This window comes from bacterium, assembly GCA_013360215.1.
Taxonomy (GTDB): domain Bacteria; phylum CLD3; class CLD3; order SB21; family SB21; genus JABWCP01.
Genome location: JABWCP010000001.1, coordinates 149,907 through 175,157 on the forward strand (window position 1 = coordinate 149,907; position 25,251 = coordinate 175,157).

General features: G+C 45.4%; 16 protein-coding genes. 10 read left to right on the forward strand and 6 right to left on the reverse strand.

The window, feature by feature from the left end; all coding sequences use genetic code 11:
* Positions 1 to 52 precede the first annotated feature (52 nt).
* The 4 genes from HUU58_00710 to HUU58_00725 form a co-directional block, all read right to left on the reverse strand.
* Entirely contained in the window at positions 53 to 1,396 is a 1,344-nt protein-coding gene (locus HUU58_00710) for a PhoH family protein (protein ID NUN44175.1), read from the reverse strand.
* Positions 1,397 to 1,408: 12 nt separating this feature from the next.
* Complete coding sequence (locus tag HUU58_00715) at positions 1,409 to 2,326, reverse strand: serine hydrolase (protein ID NUN44176.1); 918 nt, start codon at positions 2,324 to 2,326, stop codon at positions 1,409 to 1,411.
* Positions 2,327 to 2,490: 164 nt separating this feature from the next.
* The gene (locus HUU58_00720; GenBank protein ID NUN44177.1) at positions 2,491 to 4,440 is read right to left on the reverse strand and encodes an AAA family ATPase; all 1,950 of its coding nucleotides are present in this window, start codon (positions 4,438 to 4,440) and stop codon (positions 2,491 to 2,493) included.
* Positions 4,441 to 4,539: 99 nt separating this feature from the next.
* Complete coding sequence (locus tag HUU58_00725) at positions 4,540 to 7,644, reverse strand: vitamin B12-dependent ribonucleotide reductase (GenBank protein ID NUN44178.1); 3,105 nt, start codon at positions 7,642 to 7,644, stop codon at positions 4,540 to 4,542.
* A 773-nt stretch (positions 7,645 to 8,417) separates the two neighbouring features.
* Here HUU58_00725 and HUU58_00730 point away from each other — a divergent pair.
* The 4 genes from HUU58_00730 to HUU58_00745 all read left to right on the forward strand — a co-directional run bounded on the left by HUU58_00730 (position 8,418) and on the right by HUU58_00745 (position 13,788).
* On the forward strand, positions 8,418 to 9,113 hold the full coding sequence (locus HUU58_00730) for a succinate dehydrogenase cytochrome b subunit (protein ID NUN44179.1): 696 nt from the start codon (positions 8,418 to 8,420) through the stop codon (positions 9,111 to 9,113).
* A gap of 58 nt (positions 9,114 to 9,171) precedes the next feature.
* A complete protein-coding gene (locus HUU58_00735) occupies positions 9,172 to 11,085 on the forward strand; it encodes a fumarate reductase/succinate dehydrogenase flavoprotein subunit (GenBank protein NUN44180.1) in 1,914 nt (637 codons plus the stop codon).
* Between the two features lie 63 nt (positions 11,086 to 11,148).
* Complete coding sequence (locus HUU58_00740) at positions 11,149 to 11,889, forward strand: succinate dehydrogenase/fumarate reductase iron-sulfur subunit (protein NUN44181.1); 741 nt, start codon at positions 11,149 to 11,151, stop codon at positions 11,887 to 11,889.
* A 156-nt stretch (positions 11,890 to 12,045) separates the two neighbouring features.
* On the forward strand, positions 12,046 to 13,788 hold the full coding sequence (locus tag HUU58_00745; GenBank protein ID NUN44182.1) for a hypothetical protein: 1,743 nt from the start codon (positions 12,046 to 12,048) through the stop codon (positions 13,786 to 13,788).
* Positions 13,789 to 13,859: 71 nt separating this feature from the next.
* Here the strand turns inward: HUU58_00745 and HUU58_00750 are convergent, their stop codons facing one another.
* Positions 13,860 to 15,743: an acyl-CoA dehydrogenase family protein gene (locus HUU58_00750; protein NUN44183.1), complete on the reverse strand. Its 1,884-nt coding sequence runs from the start codon at positions 15,741 to 15,743 to the stop codon at positions 13,860 to 13,862.
* A gap of 190 nt (positions 15,744 to 15,933) precedes the next feature.
* On the opposite strand from HUU58_00750, the gene HUU58_00755 reads away from it, so the two are divergent.
* The 6 genes from HUU58_00755 (at position 15,934) to HUU58_00780 (ending at position 24,330) form a co-directional block, all read left to right on the forward strand.
* Entirely contained in the window at positions 15,934 to 17,904 is a 1,971-nt protein-coding gene (locus HUU58_00755) for a SpoIIE family protein phosphatase (GenBank protein ID NUN44184.1), read from the forward strand.
* 28 nt (positions 17,905 to 17,932) lie between these two features.
* Positions 17,933 to 18,928 (forward strand): MoxR family ATPase, encoded by a 996-nt coding sequence (locus HUU58_00760; protein NUN44185.1) that lies wholly within the window; start codon positions 17,933 to 17,935, stop codon positions 18,926 to 18,928.
* Positions 18,929 to 19,003: 75 nt separating this feature from the next.
* The gene (locus tag HUU58_00765) at positions 19,004 to 21,142 is read left to right on the forward strand and encodes an enoyl-CoA hydratase/isomerase family protein (GenBank protein NUN44186.1); all 2,139 of its coding nucleotides are present in this window, start codon (positions 19,004 to 19,006) and stop codon (positions 21,140 to 21,142) included.
* A 33-nt stretch (positions 21,143 to 21,175) separates the two neighbouring features.
* Positions 21,176 to 21,334: a hypothetical protein gene (locus HUU58_00770; protein ID NUN44187.1), complete on the forward strand. Its 159-nt coding sequence runs from the start codon at positions 21,176 to 21,178 to the stop codon at positions 21,332 to 21,334.
* Between the two features lie 87 nt (positions 21,335 to 21,421).
* Positions 21,422 to 22,930, forward strand: coding sequence for an aldehyde dehydrogenase family protein (locus HUU58_00775; GenBank protein NUN44188.1), 1,509 nt, complete (start codon positions 21,422 to 21,424; stop codon positions 22,928 to 22,930).
* 107 nt (positions 22,931 to 23,037) lie between these two features.
* The gene (locus HUU58_00780) at positions 23,038 to 24,330 is read left to right on the forward strand and encodes an HlyC/CorC family transporter (protein NUN44189.1); all 1,293 of its coding nucleotides are present in this window, start codon (positions 23,038 to 23,040) and stop codon (positions 24,328 to 24,330) included.
* An 11-nt stretch (positions 24,331 to 24,341) separates the two neighbouring features.
* Here HUU58_00780 and HUU58_00785 read toward each other — a convergent pair whose 3' ends face one another.
* Entirely contained in the window at positions 24,342 to 25,250 is a 909-nt protein-coding gene (locus HUU58_00785; protein ID NUN44190.1) for a patatin-like phospholipase family protein, read from the reverse strand.
* Position 25,251 lies beyond the last annotated feature (1 nt).

A 25,251-nucleotide genomic window follows, 5' to 3' on the forward strand; every position in this document is an offset into this window, starting at 1 on the left:
TTTATAAATTTTTGACTGCAATGACGGTCGCTAATCGGTTACCGACGAACCATTATAATAGATTACTGGCCAATTCTGCCAAGGCGCTGCGCTCCCCTTTGAGCAAATTGACATGCGCAAACAGATCCTGACCTTTCATGCGATCCACCAGATACGCCAAACCATTGGACTGTGTATCAAGATACGGTGAATCAATTTGATAAATATCGCCGACAAATACCATTTTAGCACCTTCGCCCGCACGGGTGATAATGGTTTTTATTTCATGCGGCGTCAGGTTTTGCGCTTCATCTACGATAAAAAATATTTTATCCAGGCTCCGCCCGCGGATATAAGCCAGCGGCGCAATGACCAATTTTTCGCGCTCAAGCATTTCAGCAATGCGTGTCACTTCGGTGCTTTCCTGAGAAAATTTATTTTTTATCACGGCTAGATTATCCCACAGCGGTTGCATATACGGATCAAGTTTTTCATGGACATCGCCCGGCAGGTATCCGATATCCCGATTACTGAGCGGTACGACCGGTCGTGCTAAGTATATTTGACTGTAAAGCTGTCTTTGCTGCAGTGCGGCGGCCAGCGCCAGCAGCGTTTTGCCCGTACCGGCTTTACCCGTCAGCGTAACCACCGCAACCTCCGGGCGCATGAGCGCATCCAATGCAAACACCTGCTCCGCATTGCGGGGTTCGATGCCATACGCTCGTTTTTTCTCGATACGTTCCAAACCCTGCGCCGATGGATTATAGTGTGTGAGTACGCTGCTGCTGTGATTTTTGAGAATATAGTATTCATTAGCTACCGGTTTACGCGGCAGTTTGAGATCATCGGCCGGGACGGCCTCAGTCTGTTCATAAAATCTGCGGATCACCTCGGTATTAAAATTTTCATGCGTCTGAATGCCCGTGTACAGTTCGTCCACGTTGCGAATTTTCCCGGTCTCATAATCCTCCGCCGGAATGCCAAGCGATTTGGCTTTCATCCGGAGATTGATGTCTTTGCTGATGATGATGACTTCGCGATCCGTACGCTTATGCCGTAGCTGATCCGCCAGCGCCAAAATTCGGTGATCGGGTTTATTGGTCGTAAAGGCATTATACACGAGCTCCGAGTGCGCCTCACCGACTTCGACAAATAAACGCCCGTGGCCTTTTTTTAATTGAAGGCCTTTATTGAATAATTGTGCCTTGGATAACTTATCCATCTCGCGGATAAATTCGCGCGCCTGAAAATTGATCAGATCACTACCTTTTTTGAATTGATCAATTTCTTCCAGTACGACGATGGGTATCACGACATCGTGCTCTTTAAAATTATAAATGCACGTGTAGTCATACAGGATCACATTGGTGTCGAGGATAAAAAGTTTCGTTTCGGGCTTGGTTTTAGAATTCGGCATAGGCTTCCTTGGTTAAGGGATCACGGAAGGAAGAATATCGTTGTGAATTATTTGGCGAACGGATGTCAGGACTTGATCGGATACGGTATAGTTGACATGAGGGTCGGCGGTTGCGATCACCACGATATCCAGCGCCGGTACGACGTAGATCAACTGTCCGCCATAACCGAAGGCATAAGCCGCCGGATAATCCATAGCCTCATCCAACCACCACAGATGGCCATACGCGTGGTTATCATCCAAAACATCGGTAAAAGAAATATCCGGCCATAAATCTGAAAAAACACGCTGCCCGTCGTAACAACCACCGTCCAGATACGTCATACCGATCTTGGCCATATCCCGTGCCCGCAGATATAAACCCGTACCGCCCAAAGGAATCCCCTGCGGATCGGCCTGCCAATGCATCGAATCAATTCCAAGCTTCGAAAAAAATTTATTCCTAGACCATGATATTAATTTATTATCGGTACGATCTGACAATATACCCGAGATAATATGCGGCACGGCCGAACTGTAGTTAAAAACACGCCCCGGCACGGTATCCATCGGGAGGTGTACTGCGAATGAAACATAATTCCCATACAAGCGATCGGCGACTTCATTCCACGCATATCCCGCAGACATCGTCAGGAGATGTTTCAATGTGATTTGCCGTGCACGGTTATCGCTGATATCTTCATAATATTTTGGGAAATACCGGCTGAGTTTATCGGAAACATTGTGGATGGTATGATCATACAGCGCAACACCGGTCAAAGCACCGACGATGCTTTTGGTAACCGAACGTTGTTCAAAAAATGTTGCTGAATCCGCAGACTGAAAATATTTTTCAAACACCAAGCCGTTTCCCCGCACGACCAATAAAGCGTAGAGTGTTTCGATCGCGGATGCATGGCTGTTCCACACATTGACGCTTGTAGAATCCATTCTCGCCTCCGCAAAAGATATACGGCGCAAAGCGGCCGTTTCATCGCACGGCGGTTCCTGCAGGTCATTGCTACGACAGGAGGTAAATAATAGAAAAAATGTAAGAAGTTTCCTAAGTTCTCTCATACACCCTACGCTCAAACATTAAAATTCACGTTGAATTTCTATTTATCTAATAATTTTATGATAGCGTCAAGAAAATCAAAATAATCTGGGTGTATATCAGAATACTTTAGTTCATCAAAAAGGGTATCTTTAAATTCATTCACAAATTCTTCAGAATCATCTTTACTTATATCATTTTGATTTAACCAAAGTTTCAATGCGAATATTTTACCTTTTGAGTGATTACTAAATTCTTTTTTTTTCTTAAAACCCTTTTTTGAAATTAAATTTTCTAAGGTCTTTTGAAAGTATTCATCTTTTATAAAGTCCTCACTGGTAACGGCTTGAACCGTTTTGAATAATTCATCGTATCTTTTCCAAACTCCGTAGACTCTTTCCTTTTGAAACTCCTTTTGTCTTGAAACAGCAGCCTCATCAGCATCGCTAATAATCAGACACTCTCGTCTTGCAAGTTCCATTAATGGTGTGATCATTTTTATTGATGAAACACCTTTTGCATGAGTAACACCAATTCCTTCAAAAAACTCTTTTTGAGTTTTGTGCGATTTACTACTTAGTGCAGTTTTAAATAATTTTTTGTCTTTCCAGCCTTCAAAAATAATATTCTTTTTTTTAAGAACCTCGTACACAGAAAACCCGAGTGCTCTATATATCAACTCTTCGTCTTTGAAGTTAGAATCGTTCGCAATACTTATATTGGTTACTTCATTTTCTTTTTTTACAATTAAATGCCTCTCAATGTTTTCATTATCTATCATAAAAATGGAGTGCGTTGATGCAAACACATAATTATTATTTTTTGAAATCCTAATTAACTCATCCCTCAAGTAACGAGTTCCCGATGGGTGTAATCCAGTATCTGGCTCATCAAACAATAACAATGAATTAATTAAGCTTTGATTTTTTGCGCTTATCGAAACAGTCAAAAGAAATGAAACAAATCTTTTAAATCCATCACTTCGCATAGCTAGTGGAAAACTATTTTTTTCCGAAACAGCTATCCGGATATTTGTCCCATCAGGTTCTAATAAAAATTCAACCTTATCATATTCCTTCCATATATTTTGGAATAACTCCGTAGTATGGTAAGCAACACTTTTAAGAAGATTCTTCAAACCAGTTGACGATTTTTCTCTGGCAGTTGCAATTGCGACATCAATATCGCTTACTCCTGCAAGTTTAAACATGTTTTTTAGAGGAATGCATATTTCTGGATTAGTTGCGAACCTATTAAGGTCAACTTCCGATGGAAGTAAATTTTTTTCATCATACTCCCATAATATTACTTCTGGTAGATTTTCCTCTATAACACTTATGGCGCAGTCTCTAAGTAGTAGTAGGATATCTTCAATTTTAGCGTCCTCCCAATCATCATCTTGCAGTGACGATGTATCATAAATAAATGATTTGCCTTCAAATCCTGAGGGTGTTTTTGATCCTTTCTTTATTTTTTTCCATCCTTTTTCTAATATTATACCTGCTGTATTAGACCTTAGAGCTGAAAATTTTTGTTCTTTACCTATATTAATACGAAAGACTGCTTCGCAATAGTTTCTTAAAAAGTCTTTAAATAAAACTATTTCTTCAGTTTTACTTTTTTTTAGTAAATTAAATTCACCTGTAATACTGAATAAACTGTTGATAAAAGCTGATTCTATTTGAATGTATTCATCATCCGTGAATTCAAATACAAATCTTATAAATGACTCATCCCCTTTTACCGGTTCTTCATTTGGCAGAGCCTCTCGAATATCTGTTTTTTTGGGCTCTTTATCTTTCGAAAGTAATGACAACGCGCTAAGAACATTAGATTTTCCACTTTCATTTATCCCTACCAAAAAATAACAATTTTTTGAAAGGTCTATTTTCAGATTTTTGATTGACCTAAAATTCTCAATTTGCACATAGTTTAAAACCATAGTATTTCCCTCAAAAATAAAGCACGACAATACATCCGTTACCGGATCATCATCGTGCTCTCTATTCATAACTCAAGGACAGTCAGCATTCAGTAGATTCGACCTTTTCTTTATAGTCGGTCACTTCCCAAAAAACGCTGCAATTCTTTTCAAAACCATATGCCCGGATTACGAGCAGCCCATACTGTTACCGCAGTTCAGACACTTGTAGCAAGCGCCGTTACGAACCGTCATATGCCCGCATACATCGCAAGCCGGCGCATCACCCATCATTTCGCTCAGTTGTTTTTCCATCGGATTGGCTGAGGCGTCATGCGCATGAGTATCATGCGTATGGGAATGTGAAGCCGTCGGCGTTTCGTTTGTCCCCGATTGGGCAACCGGTGCCGTAGCCGTATCAATCTGCGGCGGCACATGTACGAAGTCCATACGTCCGAGATACTCCATCGCCAATACGCGGAAAATGAAGTCTATGATGGATGTCGCATTTTTAATATTGGGATGGTTTGTAAAACCGCTCGGTTCAAACCGTGTGAACGTAAACTTCTCTACAAATTTTTCAAGCGGCACACCGTACTGCAAACCCATGGAGACGGCCACGGCAAAACAGTTTAACAAACTGCGATAAGCCGCTCCTTCTTTAAACATATCGATGAATACTTCACCGATCTGACCGTCTTCGTATTCACCCGTACGGAAATAAATCTTGTGACCGCCAAGCTCAACCTCTTGGGTAAACCCGTTACGTTTGAGCGGCATCGGTTTTTTCTGGCCCCGCCGCAATTCTTTGGCCGCATGTTCGATCGCAGCTTTGACCGCAGCATCAATTTGGGCTTTCACTTCTTCCGCACTTTGTCCGGCCTCAGACTCCGTCGACAGGCCTTTGCTGCTCAGCGGTTGGGAAAATTTGGATCCGTCGCGATACAGCGCTACGGCTTTCAGCCCGAGCTTCCAGCCTTCGAAGTAGATTTTCTCGATATCTTTGACGCTGGCTTCGTTAGGAATATTCACTGTCTTGGAAATCGCTCCAGACAGGAAAGGTTGCGCGGCGGACATCATCTTGATATGTCCCATCGGGTCAATAAACCGTTTACCGATACCGCATTTATTGGCACAATCAAATACGGCCAAATGTTCCTCTTTGAGTAAATGCGTGCCTTCGACCGTTTGCGCGCCACCGATATAGATCACCGCACGGGAGATCTGTTCGCCGCTGAGGCCTTTGGTTTTGAGGCTTTTGATATTGATATGCGGCGTCCACTCATCAAGCGATTTGTTTTTCTGTACGTAGGCTTCGGCTTCAGCGATCTCCGCATCGGCAAAACCCATTTGTTTCAGCTGTTCGGGATTGACGTACGGCGCCCCTTCGAACGTACCATGGCCGAGAATATATTTGATGATACCGTCAATATCATCGGCGGAGTAACCGAGATTGCGCAATGCTTGGGGGATCGAATTGTTGACGATTTTGAAATAACCGCCGCCGGCCAATTTTTTCCATTTGACGAGCGAAAATTCGGGTTCCACACCTGTCGTATCGCAGTCCATCAGCAATCCGATCGTACCGGTCGGAGCCAACACGGTAGCTTGGGCGTTGCGGTAGCCATATTTTTCGCCCATCTTGACGCAGGTATCCCAATCTTCTTGGGCCGCCTTCAGCAAGGCTTCGTCGTGACTGAATTCCGGGTTGATTTTATATGCCGCGTCACGGTGCTTATTCATTACACGCAACATGGGTTTTTCATTTTTCTTATAACCCGCAAAAGGTCCTTTGATGGAAGCCACTTCCGCAGAACCGCGGAATCCCCATGCGTGCATGATCGCCGTGATCGCACCGGCCATCGCACGGCCTTCTTCGGAGTCGTATGCAAGCCCGTTGACCATCAGGAGCGTACCAAGGTTGGCATAACCCAAACCGAGCGGGCGGTAGTCATGACTGTTTTGCGCGATCTGCTGCGTCGGATAACTGGACATATCCACAAGGATTTCCTGCGCAATGATAAAAATGCGGCACGCTTGACGAAAACCTTCGATGTCAAACTTACCCGATTCATCGGCAAACTTCATCAGATTGATGGAAGCGAGGTTGCAGGCGGAGTCATCAAGGAACATGTATTCCGAGCAGGGATTGGATGCATGGATTTTGTCTGTATTGGGACACGTATGCCAATCATTGATCGTATCATCAAACTGTACGCCCGGGTCGGCGCATGCCCAGGCCGCATAAGCGATTTGCTCATACAAGTTGCGCGCGTCGTGGGTTTCCACCGTTTTACCAGTGGTGCGTGCGATGGTATCCCATTTGCCGTTTTCCAAAACGGCATTCATAAATTTATCGCTGATACGTACGGAATTATTGGAGTTCTGTCCGGACACCGTCTGATACGCTTCGCCGTTGAAATCGGATTCGTATCCGGCGTCAATTAACGCTTTGACTTTTTTCTCTTCTTTCACTTTCCAGTTGATAAAATCTACGATTTCAGGATGATCCATATCAAGACAGACCATCTTTGCCGCACGGCGCGTCGTGCCGCCGGACTTGGTAGCACCGGCACCGCGATCCAAAACAGTCAGAAAGGACATCAAACCGGACGATGTACCCCCGCCGGATAGTTTTTCCTGCTTACCGCGCAACGAAGAAAAATTAGAACCCGTACCGGAACCGTATTTGAAAAGTTTAGCCTCGTTTTTGGCTAATTCAAAAATACCCATCAGATCGTCCGACACGGATTGAATGAAACACGCCGAGCATTGGGGTTTGGAATACGAATCTTCCGTCATTTCGATTTTGCCGGATTGCGCATTCCAGTAAAAATTACCACCGCTGCCCTTAATCTGATATTCATGATAAAGACCGCAGTTAAACCATACCGGTGAATTGAAGGCACCTTTCTGATTCACAAGCAGGTGCGTAAGTTCCAATTCAAAAACTTCCGCATCGGCCGACGAATCAAAATACCCCATCGCTTCGCCTTCGATGCGAATCGTATGGGCCACACGATGAACAAGTTGTTTGACGCTGATTTCGCGTCCCGTTCCCGGCACACCAGCTTTACGGAAATATTTGGAAGCCGCGATATCCGTAGCCAACTGAGACCACTCGCGGGGTATCTCCAGATCACGCATTTCAAATACGACGCGACCATCGGGTTCGGTGATCACGCTGGAACGCTTTTCCCACACGATCTCATCAAATGGATGTATGTTTTCTTTGGTAAAAAAGCGATTAAATCGAAGACCCTTCGCGCCTTCATAATTAACGCCATTGAGCATCGCCGCATCCGCCTTCTTGGGAGATGCTTTTTTCACATCACGCTCTTGAATTGCCATGGCTCCAAGATTCCTTTAGAATAAGGTTTGATAAACAGTTATAAAAAACTTATTAAAAACGTTTTTTCCTGTCTTACGAGCCGTCTGTAGAAGGGACAAAAGAACCGTAGGTCTGAATCGTCTTTTCAGACAACCTTCCCGATGTCCACCGGCCTCTCAACTCCTGTGGACGAACCGAAAGCCATGTCGCTCTCAAAAACAGGGGTAAGCACATAATAAAGTCCCACCTAAAAAAACGCAAGCCGAATTTTCGCATTTCAAGATAATAACAAGTTATCAACATGATAAATATTTATATTTATTAACTATAAATAATAGCAATATTGAATTGCCAACAATTTTGTTAATAAAAAATTACCAACATTATCTAAACAAAAAACGAAGTTAATTTTGAATGATTATTTATTAAGATTTTACGTGCTGTTTGTGCTCAAAAAAGGCCAAATAGCTAAAAATCTGAAGAAATCATTAGAAATCGTTATTATAAAATTCACCATCACTCATGTAAATTATTAAAGCCATGCGTTCATTTAAAAGCCAATGATCATTATTTTATCGGAGCATCTTATCCAGCGGAGCAATAATCGTAGCGCAAGTTTAATCAATACAATCCCCTTGCATTTTTTTTTTCATTCCCGTATTTTGCCTTTGTTCATTCCGACAGCAATTCGTTTCTTCATAATATCATTATTTACCACGTTTCCGGAGTTTACTATATGCAGGTTCCCTTTTCGACGCTGGTAACCTCCTCCGTCGGCAAAAAAATCATGACCGGCTTGACGGGGTTGGGTTTGTGTCTTTTTATTCTTTCTCACCTCCTCGGTAATTTTAATCTTTTTCTCGGCCCGGATGCTTTCAATCAATACACCAAAACCCTGGAGAGTTTCGGCAAAGCGCTGTATGTGATCGAAGCCTTGCTCGTTTTGGCCTTTGTAATGCACGCGGTCGTAGGCATCTCCGTATGGCAGAGCAAACGGCGCGCGCGTCCCGAAGCCTATCACAAGACGGCTTACGCCGGAGGCAACAGCAAAAAATCCTTTGCTTCGCTTTCAATGCTTTATACCGGTCTTATTATTCTTCTGTTTCTTTTTATTCACATCAAATCGCTTAAGTTTGGACCCAATATGGCCGAAGGGTATGTCTACACCCACACAGTCACTGGCGAAAAAATGCGAGACATGTACAAACTGACGGTCGAACACTTTAAAAACCCGTTTTATGCGTTCGGTTATGCGTTGGTAATGCTGCTCCTTGGCGTCCACCTCCGGCATGGATTTTGGAGCGCCTTCCAATCGCTGGGCCTTACGCATCAGCGTTTGAAGCCGCTTATTTTTTCGGTGGGAATTCTTTTTGCCTCAGCGATGGCGTTGGGCTTTTTTGTGCTCCCGCTGTGGATTTATTTTTCACGGTAGGACATGCTTTACGATAATATCTGCATCCTAATGACTATATAAGCTTACGAGGATACTCATGAAACTTGATTCCAAAATTCCCTCAGGCCCGCTCGCGGATAAATGGAGCCAACATAAGTTCAATATGAAGTTGGTCAATCCTGCGAATCGCCGTAAATATACTGTCATTGTCGTCGGTACGGGGCTTGCCGGTGCATCCGCCGCAGCAACCCTCGGCGAACTCGGCTACAATGTACATTCTTTTTGCATTCAGGATTCGCCCCGCCGAGCTCACTCGATCGCGGCGCAGGGCGGCATCAATGCGGCAAAAAATTATTCTAACGACGGAGACAGTGTGCACCGTTTGTTTTATGACACGATCAAAGGCGGAGATTACCGCGCACGCGAAGCTAATGTCCATCGTTTAGCGGAGCTTTCCGTCAATATTATAGACCAGTGCGTCGCACAAGGCGTCCCGTTTGCACGTGAATACGGCGGCCAACTAGATAACCGCTCCTTTGGCGGTGCGCAGGTATCGCGTACATTTTATGCCCGCGGCCAAACCGGACAACAACTTCTCCTTGGCGCCTACGGTTCGCTGATGCGTCAGGTCAATGAAGGCGCCGTCAAAATGTTCCCCCGTCGAGAAATGCTGGATCTGGTGGTGATTGACGGTCAGGCCCGCGGCATCGTCGTCCGCAATCTCGTGACCGGTGCGATCGAATCCTATGCCGGTGACGCCGTACTGCTGTGTACCGGTGGCTACGGAAACGTTTTTTATCTTTCGACCAATGCTAAAAATTCCAACGTTACTGCTTCGTGGCGATGCTATAAAAAAGGTGCGTTTTTCGGCAATCCCTGCTACACGCAGATTCACCCGACCTGTATCCCCCAAAGCGGCGATTATCAGGCCAAACTGACGCTCATGAGCGAAAGCCTCCGTAATGACGGGCGCGTATGGGTTCCTAAAACCAAAGGTGATAAACGTCCGCCGGAACAAATTCCTGAAAATGAACGCGACTATTATTTGGAACGTAAGTACCCGAGTTTCGGAAATCTTGTACCGCGTGATGTGGCATCCCGTAATGCCAAATCCGTATGTGATGAAGGACGCGGTGTCGGCGAAACAGGTCTCGCCGTATATCTTGATTTTTCAGATGCCATCAAACGCCTCGGTGAAGACGATATTCGTGAAAAATACGGCAACCTTTTTGATATGTACGAACGTATCACCGGCGACAATCCTTATAAGACACCGATGCGTATATATCCTGCCGTTCACTATACGATGGGCGGTCTTTGGGTGGATTATAATCTGATGTCCACCGTTCCGGGCTTGTTTGTATTGGGTGAGGCCAATTTCTCGGATCACGGAGCCAATCGCCTTGGCGCCAGCGCCTTGATGCAAGGACTCGCCGACGGCTATTTCGTGATTCCTTATACCTTGGCTAACTATCTCGCCTCGTCAAGTTTTAATAAAATCACGACGGATCACCAGGCGTTCAAAACAGCCGCAACCGCAGTAACCGAACAAACGAAAAAACTATTGGCCATCAAAGGCAAAAAAACCGTTTTGGAATTTCATCGCGAACTCGGCAAAATTATGTGGGACGAAGTCGGTATGGCTCGCAATAAAGCAGGATTGGAACGCGCTTTAAGTGAAATCCCAAAACTCCGTGAAGAATTTTGGAAAAATGTCAATGTTCCCGGCGAAGGTGAATTACTCAACAAAAACCTCGAATTTGCGGGACGTGTTGCTGATTTCTTGGAACTTGGCGAGCTCATGGCAATGGACGCACTGCAACGCGAGGAATCATGCGGAGGCCACTTCCGTGAAGAACATCAGACACCGGATGGTGAAGCCAAACGTAATGACGAACAGTTTGCTTACGTCGCGGCATGGGAATATGCCGGTGCCGACAAAGCGCCGATACTCAACAAAGAAGAACTGACGTTTGAAAACGTTCATCTTGCCCAACGAAGCTATAAATAATCTGAACCGAAGCGCCGCAACGCGGCACTTAATAGATAAGAGGAAATTATGGAACAAAAGAAAATGACCCTTCACCTGAAGATCTGGCGCCAGAAAAACATGCAAAGCGCCGGTAAAATGGTGGATTATACGTTGGACAATGTATCAACCGATATGTCGTTTCTCGAAATGCTGGACGTTCTCAATGAACGCATCATCAAAAACGGTGAGGATCCCATCGAATACGATAATGATTGCCGGGAGGGTATTTGCGGTATGTGCAGCATGGTGATCAACGGTGTTGCCCACGGTCCTGAAAAAGGCACGGCCACCTGCCAGCTCCACATGCGCAAATTTAAGGACGGCGACCACATCACGGTAGAACCTTGGCGCGCATCACCCTTTCCCGTTGTTAAAGATTTAGCCACGGATCGTTCGGCTTTTGATGCGATTATTGCCGCCGGTGGTTATACCTCGTGCCGTGTTGGCTCCGCGGCCGAAGCCAATGCGTTACTGGTTCCCAAAGATATGGCCGATAAAGCGATGGATGCGGCCGCATGTATCGGTTGCGGCGCTTGCGTAGCGGCCTGCCCCAACGGCTCCGCTTCCCTTTTTGTATCCGCTAAAATCGCGCAGTTTACTTATCTGCCCCAAGGTCACGCCGAACGGAAGCAACGCGTACTCAATATGGTCAATAAAATGGATGAACTCGGTTTTGGCGACTGCTCCAATCACGGTGAATGCGAAGCTGTTTGCCCGAAAGAAATATCCATCACTCATATAGCTATCATGCGCAAAGAATATCTTAAAGCCGCACTGAGCTAAATGCTAATAATTTTGTCCCTTTGAAAAAGGCGAGCGATGCATGCTCGCCTTTTTTGTAATAGTATTTTTACAATTTTTTAATTTTTTTGTGAAACCTTAAACCATAAGCATCGTATTCATTATTGGTTACACCATTAATGAAAGGTGGTTTGTACTATGGCAGGTGTTTATAAATTCTCAGACATGCGCAGTCCCCTGCTTTTTGTTTCCCTGCTTTTTTCCGCATTACCCGCGTTTGCTCAAACATCCGTAGCGGAACTGAAAAACTTTGAGATGGATAAAATCTATGTCAAAGGATTCAGCGTTTCCAAAAACTCATCCGTGCATATCAAAGGCATCGGTGTGATGTCGGATCACGAAAAATGGTATCGCTGGAATCCCATGATCGCCTACGGATGGATCATCAACGCGGATACCCGTGAATTGGTTTGGACCATGGATCCTTCCAACGTCACCAGCAATTGGAACTCGCGCAACATAGTTTACGAGGGCAATCTGACGTTAGCGCCGGGTAATTATGAAGCCTATTACACCACGACGGGCCAAAAGGTTATTCGTATCTCCCGCTCACAAAGTTATTTCAATCAATTCTTCAAAAATCTGGCCAATGTTTTTGTTGACGATGCCGATTTGTACGAAAACGCGGATGAGTGGTTATTACAAATCACATCGGATGAAAGACCATCCAATTTTGGTTCATACGACGGCGCTTTACCCAAAAGCGTTTTCCTGAACCTTTGCGGCGCCCGCGACAGCGATTACCGGGAAAAAGGTTTTACGCTGGAGCGCGACATCAAAGTCAAAGTGTATTGCAACGGCGAAGGCCAAGACCGGCGCATGTATGATTATGGCTGGATCGCTGAGGATAAATCTTCAAAGACCGTATGGGAAATGCGTTTTGATAATACCGAACACGGCGGTGGCGCTGAAAAAAATCGTTTGTATCGCGGCATCATCACCTTGCCCGCCGGCAACTATGTTGCAACATTCCTAACGGATGATTCGCATTCGTTTATGGATTGGAATATGCAACCGCCGTACGATCCCTCTTCATGGGGTATGATGCTGAGTGTCGTTGACGAGCGCGATTTGGATTTTGTACGCGAATACAAAAAAGCCAAGAAACAGGAAATTCTTTCCATTACCGGTGTCGGCGATGAACAGTTCCGTTCTGAAGGCTTATCGCTCAGCCGTAAAACGGATCTACATGTTTTTGCCCTGGGAGAAGGCCGTGAAAACCGGATGTACGATTATGGATGGATCGTCAATGCGCGCGACGGCAACACGATATGGGAAATGCGATTCCGCGATACCAAGTTCGCCGGTGGCGCCGACAAAAACCGTTTATTTGATGGAGTCGTATCGTTACCTGCCGGTGAATATATGGTGTACTATCGTACCGACGGTTCGCATTCGGCTGAAGATTGGAACGATGATCCGCCATACAACCAACAAAAATGGGGCATTACGTTAAGTCTTGTTAATAACAGCGATGCATCGTCCATCAGCAAACTTAATGAATTGCCGGAAGATAATAATGTTCTCGCACAGATCGTTCGCGTCGGAGATGACGAATACGAAACCCGCGACTTTTCGCTGAATCGCGCCACCGAAGTGCGCATCCAATGCATCGGTGAAGGACGTTCCGGAAGAATGTACGATTACGGATGGATAAAAAACGCTGAAACCGGTCAGACTGTTTGGAAAATGCTGTATGAAGATACCGAGCCAGCTGGTGGTGCACGAAAAAACAGATCATTTAATGGTGTGGTCCTATTGGCTCCGGGAAATTACAAGGTAACTTTTATTTCGGATGATTCACATTCCTACGAAGATTGGAACGACGATCCGCCGAATTTACCGGACCGCTGGGGTATTACGGTACGCGTCAATAAATAGTTTTCCCCTACTGAAAAAATAAAACCCTGAGTTGAACTCAGGGTTTTTTATTGCCATTTTTATAAATTGCCTCAAGCGGCTACGGTCGGCGCAGATTGTGATTTAGTTTTTGATTCTTTGGATTCCGCGATACCCGCTTCCATCCAACCGTATTTATTATTCAAAATATCTTTGGCCATGTTGTATTTAGCGTTGTCATCATTATTCCACATGGCTTTGAATGACACTTCGACGCGACGTCGTGCGTTACGGCAAAAAAGATCCGCAAGCTTCATCGCATCGGAATTACCTTCTTTGGCCATCTTGACGGCACGCGACATCGTAGCCGACATAGCAAAAAGTTCGGCACCGATATCAACGGCGCGGAACAAGAATGCCTGTTTGTATGCCAGTTTAGCTTGATGACGCATCATTCCGTGGAAAATCTCCCGGGATAATTTGCGTGTTTTGCGTTCGACAAAACGCATGTGCGTCGCGAGCGGACCAAATTCACTAAAACGTGGCCACCGTCCCCAACCTAACCAGCGTGTCGGATACCAAATGCCATAAAACAGCGCAATCTTAGGCAGAGCTCCCAGTTTTTCACCGATAGAGGATTTGGGATCGATCATTTTCCAAGCAACTTCCAAATGTTTATCTACGGCTTCCCGCGCAATAAACAAGCGCATAATTTCACTCGATCCTTCAAAAATCAAATTAATTCGAAAATCACGCATCATACGTTCAACAGCAACCGGATCTTCACCGCGTGCGCGTAAAGAATCGGCCGTTTCATATCCGCGGCCGCCGCGTATCTGCAGCGTATCATCTACAATTTTCCAACCGGCTTCGGTATTATACATTTTACCGACAGCGGCCTCTAGGCGAATGTCCAACTTCTTATCCGCCATGGCTGTAGATAACGAAGCAACCGATTCCATGGCAAACGTCATGGAAGCCATATCGGCAATTTTTTGTGCGATGGCTTCATGTTTACCGATGGGTTGTCCCCACTGTACACGCTTGGAAGCCCATTCCCGCGCAACATGGAGGCATGCTTTCGCCGTTCCCGCCGCTCCCGCCGGCAGTGTCAATCGCCCGGTATTGAGCGTGATTAACGCCAACTTGAGACCTTTACCTCTACCCCAAATGATGTTTTCTTTGGGCACGCGCACGTCTTTGAATGACAGAACCGCATTTTCCAATGCTTTGAGACCCATGAAGTAACAGCGATGATCTACTTTTACGCCGGGCCATTTGGTCTCAACGATAAACGCTGTGATCGCTCCGTCTTCAGGATGACGTGCCATCACAACGATGATATCAGCGATTGTACCGTTGGTACACCATAGTTTTTCACCATTGAGTATGTACGACTGACCGTCTTCGCTTTCAACAGCGGTGGTGTGCAACTTGGCAGGATCCGAACCGGCTTCAGGTTCCGTCAGCGCAAACGCTGAAATTTCGCCTTTGGCTAATCGAGGCAGATACTTTTGTTTTTGTTCGTCGGTACCAAATAGCATCAGCGGTTGAGGTACGCCGATGGATTGATGTGCAGACAATAAGGCAATCACATTGCCATCTTTCGTACAGATCAATTCCATTATTTTATTATATTCGGCTTGCGAAAATTCCAAACCACCGTACTCTTTTTTGATCTTCATGCCGAACGCACCCATCGCCTTGAGCCGGTCGCGCACCGCCATGGGTATTTTTCCTTCACGATCGATCGCATCGGAATCCACTTCCTCTTCGATGAACTTCTTGAACTCGGTATAAAACTGCTGAAATTCGGGACGGTTAATTCCCTTGGGTTCCGGATACGGATGAACTAAATCCAGACGAAGGTTACCTAAAAAAATTTCACGCAAAAAACTGGGATTTTCCCATTTGCTCTCGCGGGCGGATTCGGCTACTTCCCGAGCCTCTTCCTCGGTGACATGGCGCTTGCCGCTTTGTGCATCATGAGCTGACATTATCGGATTACCTTTCCTGTAATAACATATGTGATAAATAAAAAGCTTGTTTGTATAAATCAAATATCCAAATTCATTGCACTAAATTCAAATTAAAAATACGCCGTCAGACGGATATTACGCTTGTATTTTTACATGTGGTCGGCTATATTAGCCCGCTTTTTAATTTTCGTTCAAATCTTACGATTTCATGTTCAATTTTTCTCGTACGCTGCTTCGTGATGTCATCTTATATGCCGTCCTCGTTGCTATTTTTATCGCTATTTTTCTCATCGGAGAATACATCTCCGACAGTTACTTTCCGCGCACCAGCGACTATGTGATTTTTTTCTTCAAAGCTCTGGTTTTCATCCTCATTTACGAGCCTATCCGTAAACTCACGGAACTCTATATCCGGAAAATCGTTTTTAGCTATTACTACCGTCGCCAGGAAGATCTCCGTGATTTGGATGCCCGGTTGGTTTCCACGATGGGTTATCATGAAATGGCCGATATTATCACCGAACGGATTAGTGGATTGCTGAATGTCAAATACGCCGCGATTTACCTTCGCATCCCCGAATTTTTTTCATTGGTGAGTTCGTATGGCCGCAGTGACCTCATTACCAAACGTATTAAAGCCGACATGGCCGTTTATGATGCCTTGTTATCCGGCAAACGCGTATTCACAATAAATGAACTGTTTGTTATGCATCAGACCGTTTTAACCGATGATGCGTTAAAAGTTTTCAAACACGAAGGCTGCAAATACATCATACCGATGTTAAAAAAAGACGGCATTAGCGCCTTGCTCGTGTTGGGTGAAGAAACGCAGATTCGCTACGATCTGAGCGACGAAGATAAAAAAATCCTCTGGCAATCCATGCAACGCGTCGGCAATACGCTTGAGAGTACGCGCCTCTATAGTCAACTTCAAAAATCGCTCGTAGAAAAAGAAATCGTTCTAGAGATTGCCAAAAAATTTAACGGTGAAATTCATACCGAAAAATTGCTCGATAATATTCTCGATGCCGTCAAATCCATCGTGCCGTACGATGCCGCCGGTATTTTCCTGGTGAATGAAGTGACGCAAGAAATCGAAAGTGCGGTCATGCGCGGTTACGATCCTGAAGTAATGGAACAAATTCGCATGAAAGTCGGAACCGGTCTGATCGGTCACGTTGCGATCATTGGCAAACCGGTCATCGTAAAAGACGTCAATTTTGATGAACACTACGTCAGTGTTCGTGACAATACCCGATCCGAAATAACAATTCCCATCAAGGACAGCGACCGTACCATCGGTGTACTCAATCTCGAAAGTGACATGCTCGGCGCTTACCATGAGGGATTTCTCGATATACTCAATGCAATCGCCGGCGAAGCCGGAATTGCCATACAAAATGCACAGCTCAACGAGCAAGCCATTCGCAATGAAGAATTGCAAAAAGAACTTAAAATTGCAGGTAAGATCCAGCAGGCTATCCTCCCGCAGCAGTTACCGCGTATTCCCAATCTGCAAATAACGGCCAAAAGCCTTCCCTGTTATGCTGTCGGCGGCGACTTCTATGATGTGCTAAAGCTTAATGATCATCAGGTCACGGTTTCCATCGGCGATGTATCCGGAAAAGGCGTACCGGGCGCCATCATGATGTCCGTATTGTACACCAGCTATCGTGGCATGGTGCACGAATACAAAACGAGCTGGGAAGTCGTTAATAGTTTGAACAACCTCCTTTGCACACATACGGCCGAAGGCCGCTATGCAACGTTCTTTCACTGCATAATTGATTTTGAACGCCTCATCATGTATTATACGAATGCGGGCCATAATCCGCCGATGATCCGTAAAGAAAGCGGCGAATGGATCAAACTTCGGGAGGGCGGCATTGTATTGGGATTCATCCCCGATCAGGATTATCGTCAGATGACCCAGCCGCTTGATCCGGGCGACATCATCGTATTGTACACAGACGGGATTACGGAAGTATTCAGCGAAGCCGAAGAATTGTTCGGCGAAGAGCGTCTCAAAGAGGTTATAGAAAATAACCGTGAAACTTCTGCTAAAAATATTCAGGACGAAATCATCGCCGCGGTCAGCACATTTGCCCCGGATCAGGAAATGCAACAGGACGATATTACACTCGTGATTATTAAAATCGAAAAAAGTACATTAGTATAAATGATACAGTTTTGGAGCAAGGGACATCATGGCATCGGTTGACATCAAAGCACTGAACGAGCGCATTTATATCGAAAGCGGATTCATTGACAACATTCTCAAAGAAGTCGGCCTCGTTATCGTCGGTCAAAAGTATATGATCGAGCGTTTATTAGTAGCGCTTTTGTCCAACGGCCACGTTCTGCTCGAAGGCGTGCCGGGTCTTGCGAAAACCTTAGCGATCAAAACATTGTCGGAAACGATTCATACCAAGTTTCAACGTATTCAGTTCACGCCCGACCTTTTGCCCGCCGATTTGCTCGGAACGCTGATTTACAATCAGAAAGAAGGAAATTTTTATACCCGCAAAGGACCGGTTTTTTCCAATCTTATTTTAGCGGATGAAATCAACCGTTCACCGGCCAAAGTGCAAAGCGCGTTGCTTGAAGCTATGCAAGAGCGTCAGGTTACCATCAGCGATACGACGTATCCTCTGCCGGAACCTTTTCTCGTATTGGCGACGCAAAATCCCGTCGAGCAGGAAGGAACATATCCTCTGCCCGAAGCGCAAGTGGATCGCTTTATGCTCAAACTCAAGGTGGGTTATCCTACGCGCGATGAGGAATTGGAGATTATACGCCGCAATGCAACGACGGCACCGCAACTGAAAGTTAAGCCGGTGGCGACCCCGGAAGAAATTTTACGCGCACGCAAAACGGTAAACGAAATATACATGGACGAAAAAATCGAAAACTATATTGTCGATCTCGTTTTTGCGACACGTCAACCGGAAAAATATGGATTGCCGGAGTTAAAGCCGCTGATTCACTTTGGCGCTTCACCGCGCGCATCCATCAGTTTGACCCTTGCATCCAAAGCGTATGCATTTCTCAAGCGTCGGGGTTATGTGATCCCGGAAGACGTACGCGCCGTGGCTATGGATGTATTGCGTCATCGCGTTATACTCACTTACGAGGCCGAAGCCGAGGAACTGACTACCGAAGAAATCATTACGCAAGTTTTGAATAAAGTCGAAGTACCGTAACATCGGTTCAGCCGCATTTGCGATCATACGCAGATCGGCTTTCTAACTTTCAACGCTCACCCGAGTATATATAATATGGATTCCTTATTTAGTCTTAAGCTGAAGATCGAAGGCGGTCTGGCATGGCTGACCTTTGACTATCCCGGTGAAAAATTTAATAAACTTTCCACCCCCGTCATGCAAGCGCTCAATCAGGCTTTGGATTATTTGGCAAGTCAGTCGCCATCTATACAGGGCTGTATCATTCACAGTGCCAAAGACGGTATTTTTATCGTCGGTGCGGATATTGATGAAATCAAAAATATCACCGACCCCAAAATCGCGGAAGCCGCCGCCGCGCAGGGACAAGCCATTTTCACGAAAATAGAAAAACTTCCCTTCCCGACCGTTTGCCTTATTCATGGCGCGTGTATGGGAGGTGGTACGGAGTTAGCACTGGCCTGCACCTACCGTATTGCAACCGATTCACCTAAAACAAAAATCGGCCTTCCGGAAGTCATGATCGGCATAGTGCCGGGTTTTGGCGGAACCCAGCGTCTGCCTCGTCTTATAGGCCTCCAGCGTGCCCTCCCCATGATTTTGTCAGGTAAAGCTTACGACGGGAAAAATGCATTGAGGAACGGTGTTGTAGACAAAGTCATACCGTCTGAATTTGCCGAACGCTATGCTGCCGCTTTTGTACAAGAAATTATTTCCGGAAAAACAACCGGGTATGTCAAACGACGTAAACCATCGGGGCTCATTAATTTTTTACTCGAATCCGTTGGCAAACCGCTGATCTACAGTCAGGCGCGTAAAAGTGTACTCAAAGAAAGCAAAGGCCAATACCCCGCTCCGTTAAAAGCATTAGACGCTGTACGCGAAGGGTATTCCCAATCGCTTGAAAACGGATTGAAAATTGAGGCGCGTTATTTAGGCGAAATGGTTGCTTCTCCGATTTCTAAAAATCTGATACGGATTTTTAGGCTCACTGAGCAAATTAAAAAAGATACAGGGGTAACCGACAAATCCGTAAAATCGCCCGAGATACGTTATGCCGGTGTACTGGGCGCAGGCGTCATGGGTGGCGGAATCGCCTATCTTTTTTCTAATTATGATATCGAAGTACGACTAAAAGACATCAACCATCAAGCAATCACATTGGGTCTCGACTCAGCTAAAAAAGTATATGAGCGGGCATTAAAACGACGTAAACTAACCAAACAAACGTTCAACAGGAAAATGTCCTATATCACCGGCGCATTGGATTATTCCGGTTTTCGCCGTTGCGATCTGGTTGTCGAAGCCATCGTCGAAAATATGGATGTGAAGAAAAAAGTTATCGGTGAACTTTCAAGTCACGTCAGCGATAGCTGTATCGTAGCGTCCAATACGTCTTCCTTATCCATAACCGAAATGGCGAAGGCTTATAAAAATCCCGACAAATTTATCGGAATGCATTTTTTTAACCCGGTACACAAAATGCCGCTCGTCGAAATTATTCGCGGAGAAAAAACATCGGATGCGACAGTGGCCACGATCTATGCGTTGTCAAAAAAGCTCGGTAAACAGCCTATCGTCGTAAAGGACGGACCGGGGTTTCTTGTCAATCGTCTCTTGATGCCCTATCTCAATGAAGCCGGGCATCTGATGGAGCAAGGCGTTACCATCGAACTATTGGATAAAACGATGCTCGATTTCGGTATGCCGATGGGTCCGGCGCTACTTATCGATGAAGTCGGAATTGACGTAGCGTACAAAGTCGGCCATATTTTTTACGATGCATTCGGCAAACGCGTACAACCGTCCCGCGTTGTCGAAAAACTTTATGAGGCCAAACGTCTCGGAAAAAAAGGAAAATTAGGATTTTATAAACACGCTGACGACAAACCTCAGGTTGATCCTGCCGTCTACGCGCTTATAGGAGCAAATCAAACTTCGACTATCCGTTCAGAAGAAATGGTCGAACGCATGACCTATACGATGATCAACGAAGCGGCCATGTGTTTGGCCGAAGGAATCGTCAGCCAACCTAGCGATGTCGAAATCGGGATGATCTTCGGAACAGGTTTTGCTCCATTTCGCGGTGGCCTTTTGCGATACGCCGACAGCGAAGGTCTTGATAAAATAGTTGCACAGCTTGAAAAATATGCGCACACTTACGGCGTACGTTTTACCCCATGCGATTATTTGGTACAGTTGCAAAAATCAGGTAAAAAATTTTATAACGAATAACTAAATCAAACGAACAAACGAAAGGACTGAATCATGCTTGGCGATAAACTCATCAGCAAAGGTGTTATCAATCAATCCCAACTGGACGAATGCCTCAAAGAACAACAAAGCAGCGGTAAAAAACTCGGTGAAGTTATCATCGCCAAAGGCTATGCGACACAAGCTCAGATTGATGCCGCTTTAGCCGGATAGACTTCGGATTATCGCTTGAAATCTTTTGCACAGCCGCGTATATTCGACTGCATTTAACATTTCATTTTATATTCAGGCCCAGCCCTTATGGATAAAGACCTCATCGCTATTCAAGAAGCACGCGACATCGCCCGTGCAGCTAAAGCCGCACAAAAAGAGTTTGCAAAATTTACGCAACAAAAAGTAGATGCCCTTGTCAAAGCGATGGCCGATGCCGGGCTGGCCGCCGCAGATCGTTTGGCGCGTATGGCCGCCGACGAAACGCGTATGGGACGTTATGAGGATAAGATTGTAAAAAATCAATTTGGCACACGCGATGTGTACGAATACATCAAGGACATGAAAACGGTCGGTGTCTTGCGGTACGATGATAAACTCAAATTTTATGAGATCGGTACTCCGATGGGTGTCGTATGCGCTATTATCCCTACGACCAATCCCACATCTACCGTGATGTATAAAATTTTAATATCGCTTAAAGCCGGTAATGCCATCGCTATCGCTCCCCATCCGCGTGCAGCCAAGTGTACTTATGAAGCCATGCGCATCCTCCGCGACGTTGCCGAATCTATGGGCGCACCCAAAGGTCTCATCGGTTGCATCGAACATCCGACGCTTGAAGGAACACAAGCATTGATGAAGTGCCCGGAGACTTCGGTGATTTTGGCTACCGGCGGGCCCGGTATTGTACGCGAAGCGTACAGTTCGGGTAAACCGGCTCTGGGCGTAGGCTCTGGCAATGTCCCCGCTTTTATCGAAAAAACGGCGAATGTTAAAAAAGCTATCGCCGATATCGTCGCGGGTAAATGTTTCGATTACGGTTTATTATGTTCATCTGAAAACTCCATCGTTGCCGACGCCGCACTGCGTGATCAGGTTATTGCTGAATTGAAAGCCAATCGCGCATATGTTTGCAATAACGAAGAAAAAATTAAGCTTCAGCAACTGATGTTTCCTAAAGGAAAATTGAATACCCAGATTATTGGCCTTCCTGCACCTAAAATTGCGCAAATGGCCGGTGTAGCGGCACCATCGGATGCGACGGTCCTGGTTGTTCCTTGCGAAAAAGTCGGCAAAGAAGAACCCCTGTCAGCCGAAAAACTTTCACCGGTATTATCGCTTTTTTGGGTAAACGGGTGGGAACAAGGCTGTGACCGCGCGCTGGAAATTCTCAATTTCGGCGGTATAGGACATACGATGTCCATTCATTCGCAGGATAATGATGTGATCATGAAGTTCGGCCTCGAAAAACCGGCCTTCCGTATTTGCGTGAACACCGTTTCCACCTTAGGCGCTGTCGGTTACACGACCGGCCTCGCACCGTCCATGACACTCGGACCCGGCACACTCGGAGGCTCTATCACGACGGATAATATCATGCCGTATCATTTGATGAACGTAAAGCGGCTTGCTTTCGAAATACGCCCGTTCAAATCTTCTTTAGTTCACGGCAATACCGAATCACCGGCAAAAGATACAAGCAAAAAAACCGCCGAAATATCGCCTGCCCCCGTTTCTTCTTCGCCTAAGAATGATTCTTTGTCGGAAAAAGAAATAGATAAAATCGTAGAGGAATTCATTCGCAGCAGAAAATAGCATATAAAATCTATTGCAAATTAACGTGTTTTACGTGACATTGCATCAGCTTTTAAGCACTTCGCTCAACGTGAAGTGCTTTTTCATTAAAGGAGATAACACCCCTCGTGGTTATTGATATCTTAGTAATCCTTATACTCGTTTTACTCAACGGCTTTTTTGTCGCCGCCGAATTTGCCATCGTTAAAGTGCGTTCAACGCAAATCGACACCATCGAACAAAAAAACATCCGTGCACGCATCGCTAAAGAAGTTATTATGCACCTCGATGCGTATCTGTCTGCAACCCAGCTTGGTATTACGATTACAAGTATTGCGCTCGGCTGGATCGGCGAACCCGCCATTTCACGCATGATTGAGCCTATTATCAATTATTTTGGAATAACCAATCCGCAAGTGATTCATGCCTTGTCTTTTGGTATCGGTTTTTCCGTGATTACGTTTTTACACATCACGATGGGCGAACTGGGCCCCAAATCCATTGCTATCCAATATCCTAAACAAACAACGCTTTGGATTGCATCACCGCTTCATCTTTTTTATGTCGTTTTCAAACCGTTCATATTCATACTCAATAAAAGCGCTAATCTCATGCTTCGTATGGTTGGGATTCACCCAGCCGGTGAACATGAGTTGTCTCACTCCGAAGAAGAAATTCGTATGCTCATTGCTGATGGTCGTAAAAGCGGTGTGATTGATGCTACGGAGTACAAGTTGATCGAAAATATTTTCAATTTTACCGAAACTTCAGTAAAAGAAATAATGATTCCCCGCATGGATGTATTTGCCTTGGATATAGAGAAACCGGTTGTTGAAAATCTGAAATCGGCGATAGACAGCGGCTATACGCGCATACCAGTGTACCGTGAGTCAATTGATACATTGATCGGTATTCTTTATGTCAAAGACTTATTCAAAATTGACCGCGATACGATAACGACCGCTTCCTTTGAAACGATACTGCGACCTGCTTATTTTGCACCGGAAAGCATCAGTATCAATCGTCTGATGCAGGACTTTCTGCAACAGCGGTTTCATATGGCGATTATCATTGACGAATTCGGCGGAACGAGCGGTGTTGTCACACTTGAAAACATAATCGAAAAAATAGTCGGCCAGCAGATTCAGGACGAATACGACGATGAAAAAAAGGAATTTGAAATTTTATCTGACGGCAGCTATACGGTACAGGCCAAGATGCGAATCGGCGATTTTAATCAGCAATTTCAGGCTAACATACCCGAGGATGATAACTACGAAACGTTAGCCGGTTTTCTGAATAATGTGGCAGGTCATATTCCCAACAACGGAGAAGAAATTCGGTATCAAAATCTAAGTTTCAGGATTACCAAAAAATCACCGAAGCTCGTTCAACAAGTGCGTTTTGCTAAACTTACTTAATCAGCTATCCTTCAAACTTTCGAAAGCCGGTGTTTAGATAACCGGCTTTTTTCTTTTTTGAGTGCCATGAATATCGCATTTATAGAGACATCCACCGACTTTTCTCCGGCCGCTATGAGTTCATTCATTTTTTCAAATGCCGCCCAATGATGATGTCCGACTTCAGGTCGAATATGTACCGTTGACCTGGAACACATAAGAGCATTGGCTTGCAGGGCTGTGATAAGATGAGTTCTAAATAATAAATCAATCATATTCGCCGGCGGTGCCTCTCCGGCCAGAGTGCGCGACGTATCAACAGCGATCACATAGTCAGCCCCCATCTCCCATGCCGCATCTACCGGCGTCTGCGCAGCGACAGCACCATCCACTAAGACTTTATCTTCGTATTGCATCGGCGGTAAAAAACCCGGGATAGATGAACTGGCCTTCGCGGCTTCTTTGATTGAACCTTCTCTGAAAATTTCCGTTTTTCCGGTGATCATGTTTGTTGCAACAGCGGCAAATTGAATGCGGGTATTTTCGATTAAACCATCTCCTAACAATTCATCCATCACGATGCCGAGTCGGTTTTCTTTCATCAAAGACATTCGATCGGCGTACAACTGAATCAGCAACTCATTCCCTACTGCCCGGGCTATTTGTCCGAAAAAATTTTCAGGATGCATATCACGACGAAAAAGGTGGAGTCCCGTTTTTTTAAAATCATCGCCAAGAAAGAACTTTTTAATCCGAGATTCTACCTCAACAATATGCAAACTCTGAGCATACATCGCTCCGACGACAGCGCCTATACCGCTACCGACGATGATATCCATCGGAATATGATGGCGTTCTAAAGTTTTGAGTACACCGATGTGGGCCAAACCGCGCGCACCGCCGCCGCCCAAAGCTAATGCAATTTTCCGCTGTCCAAACATT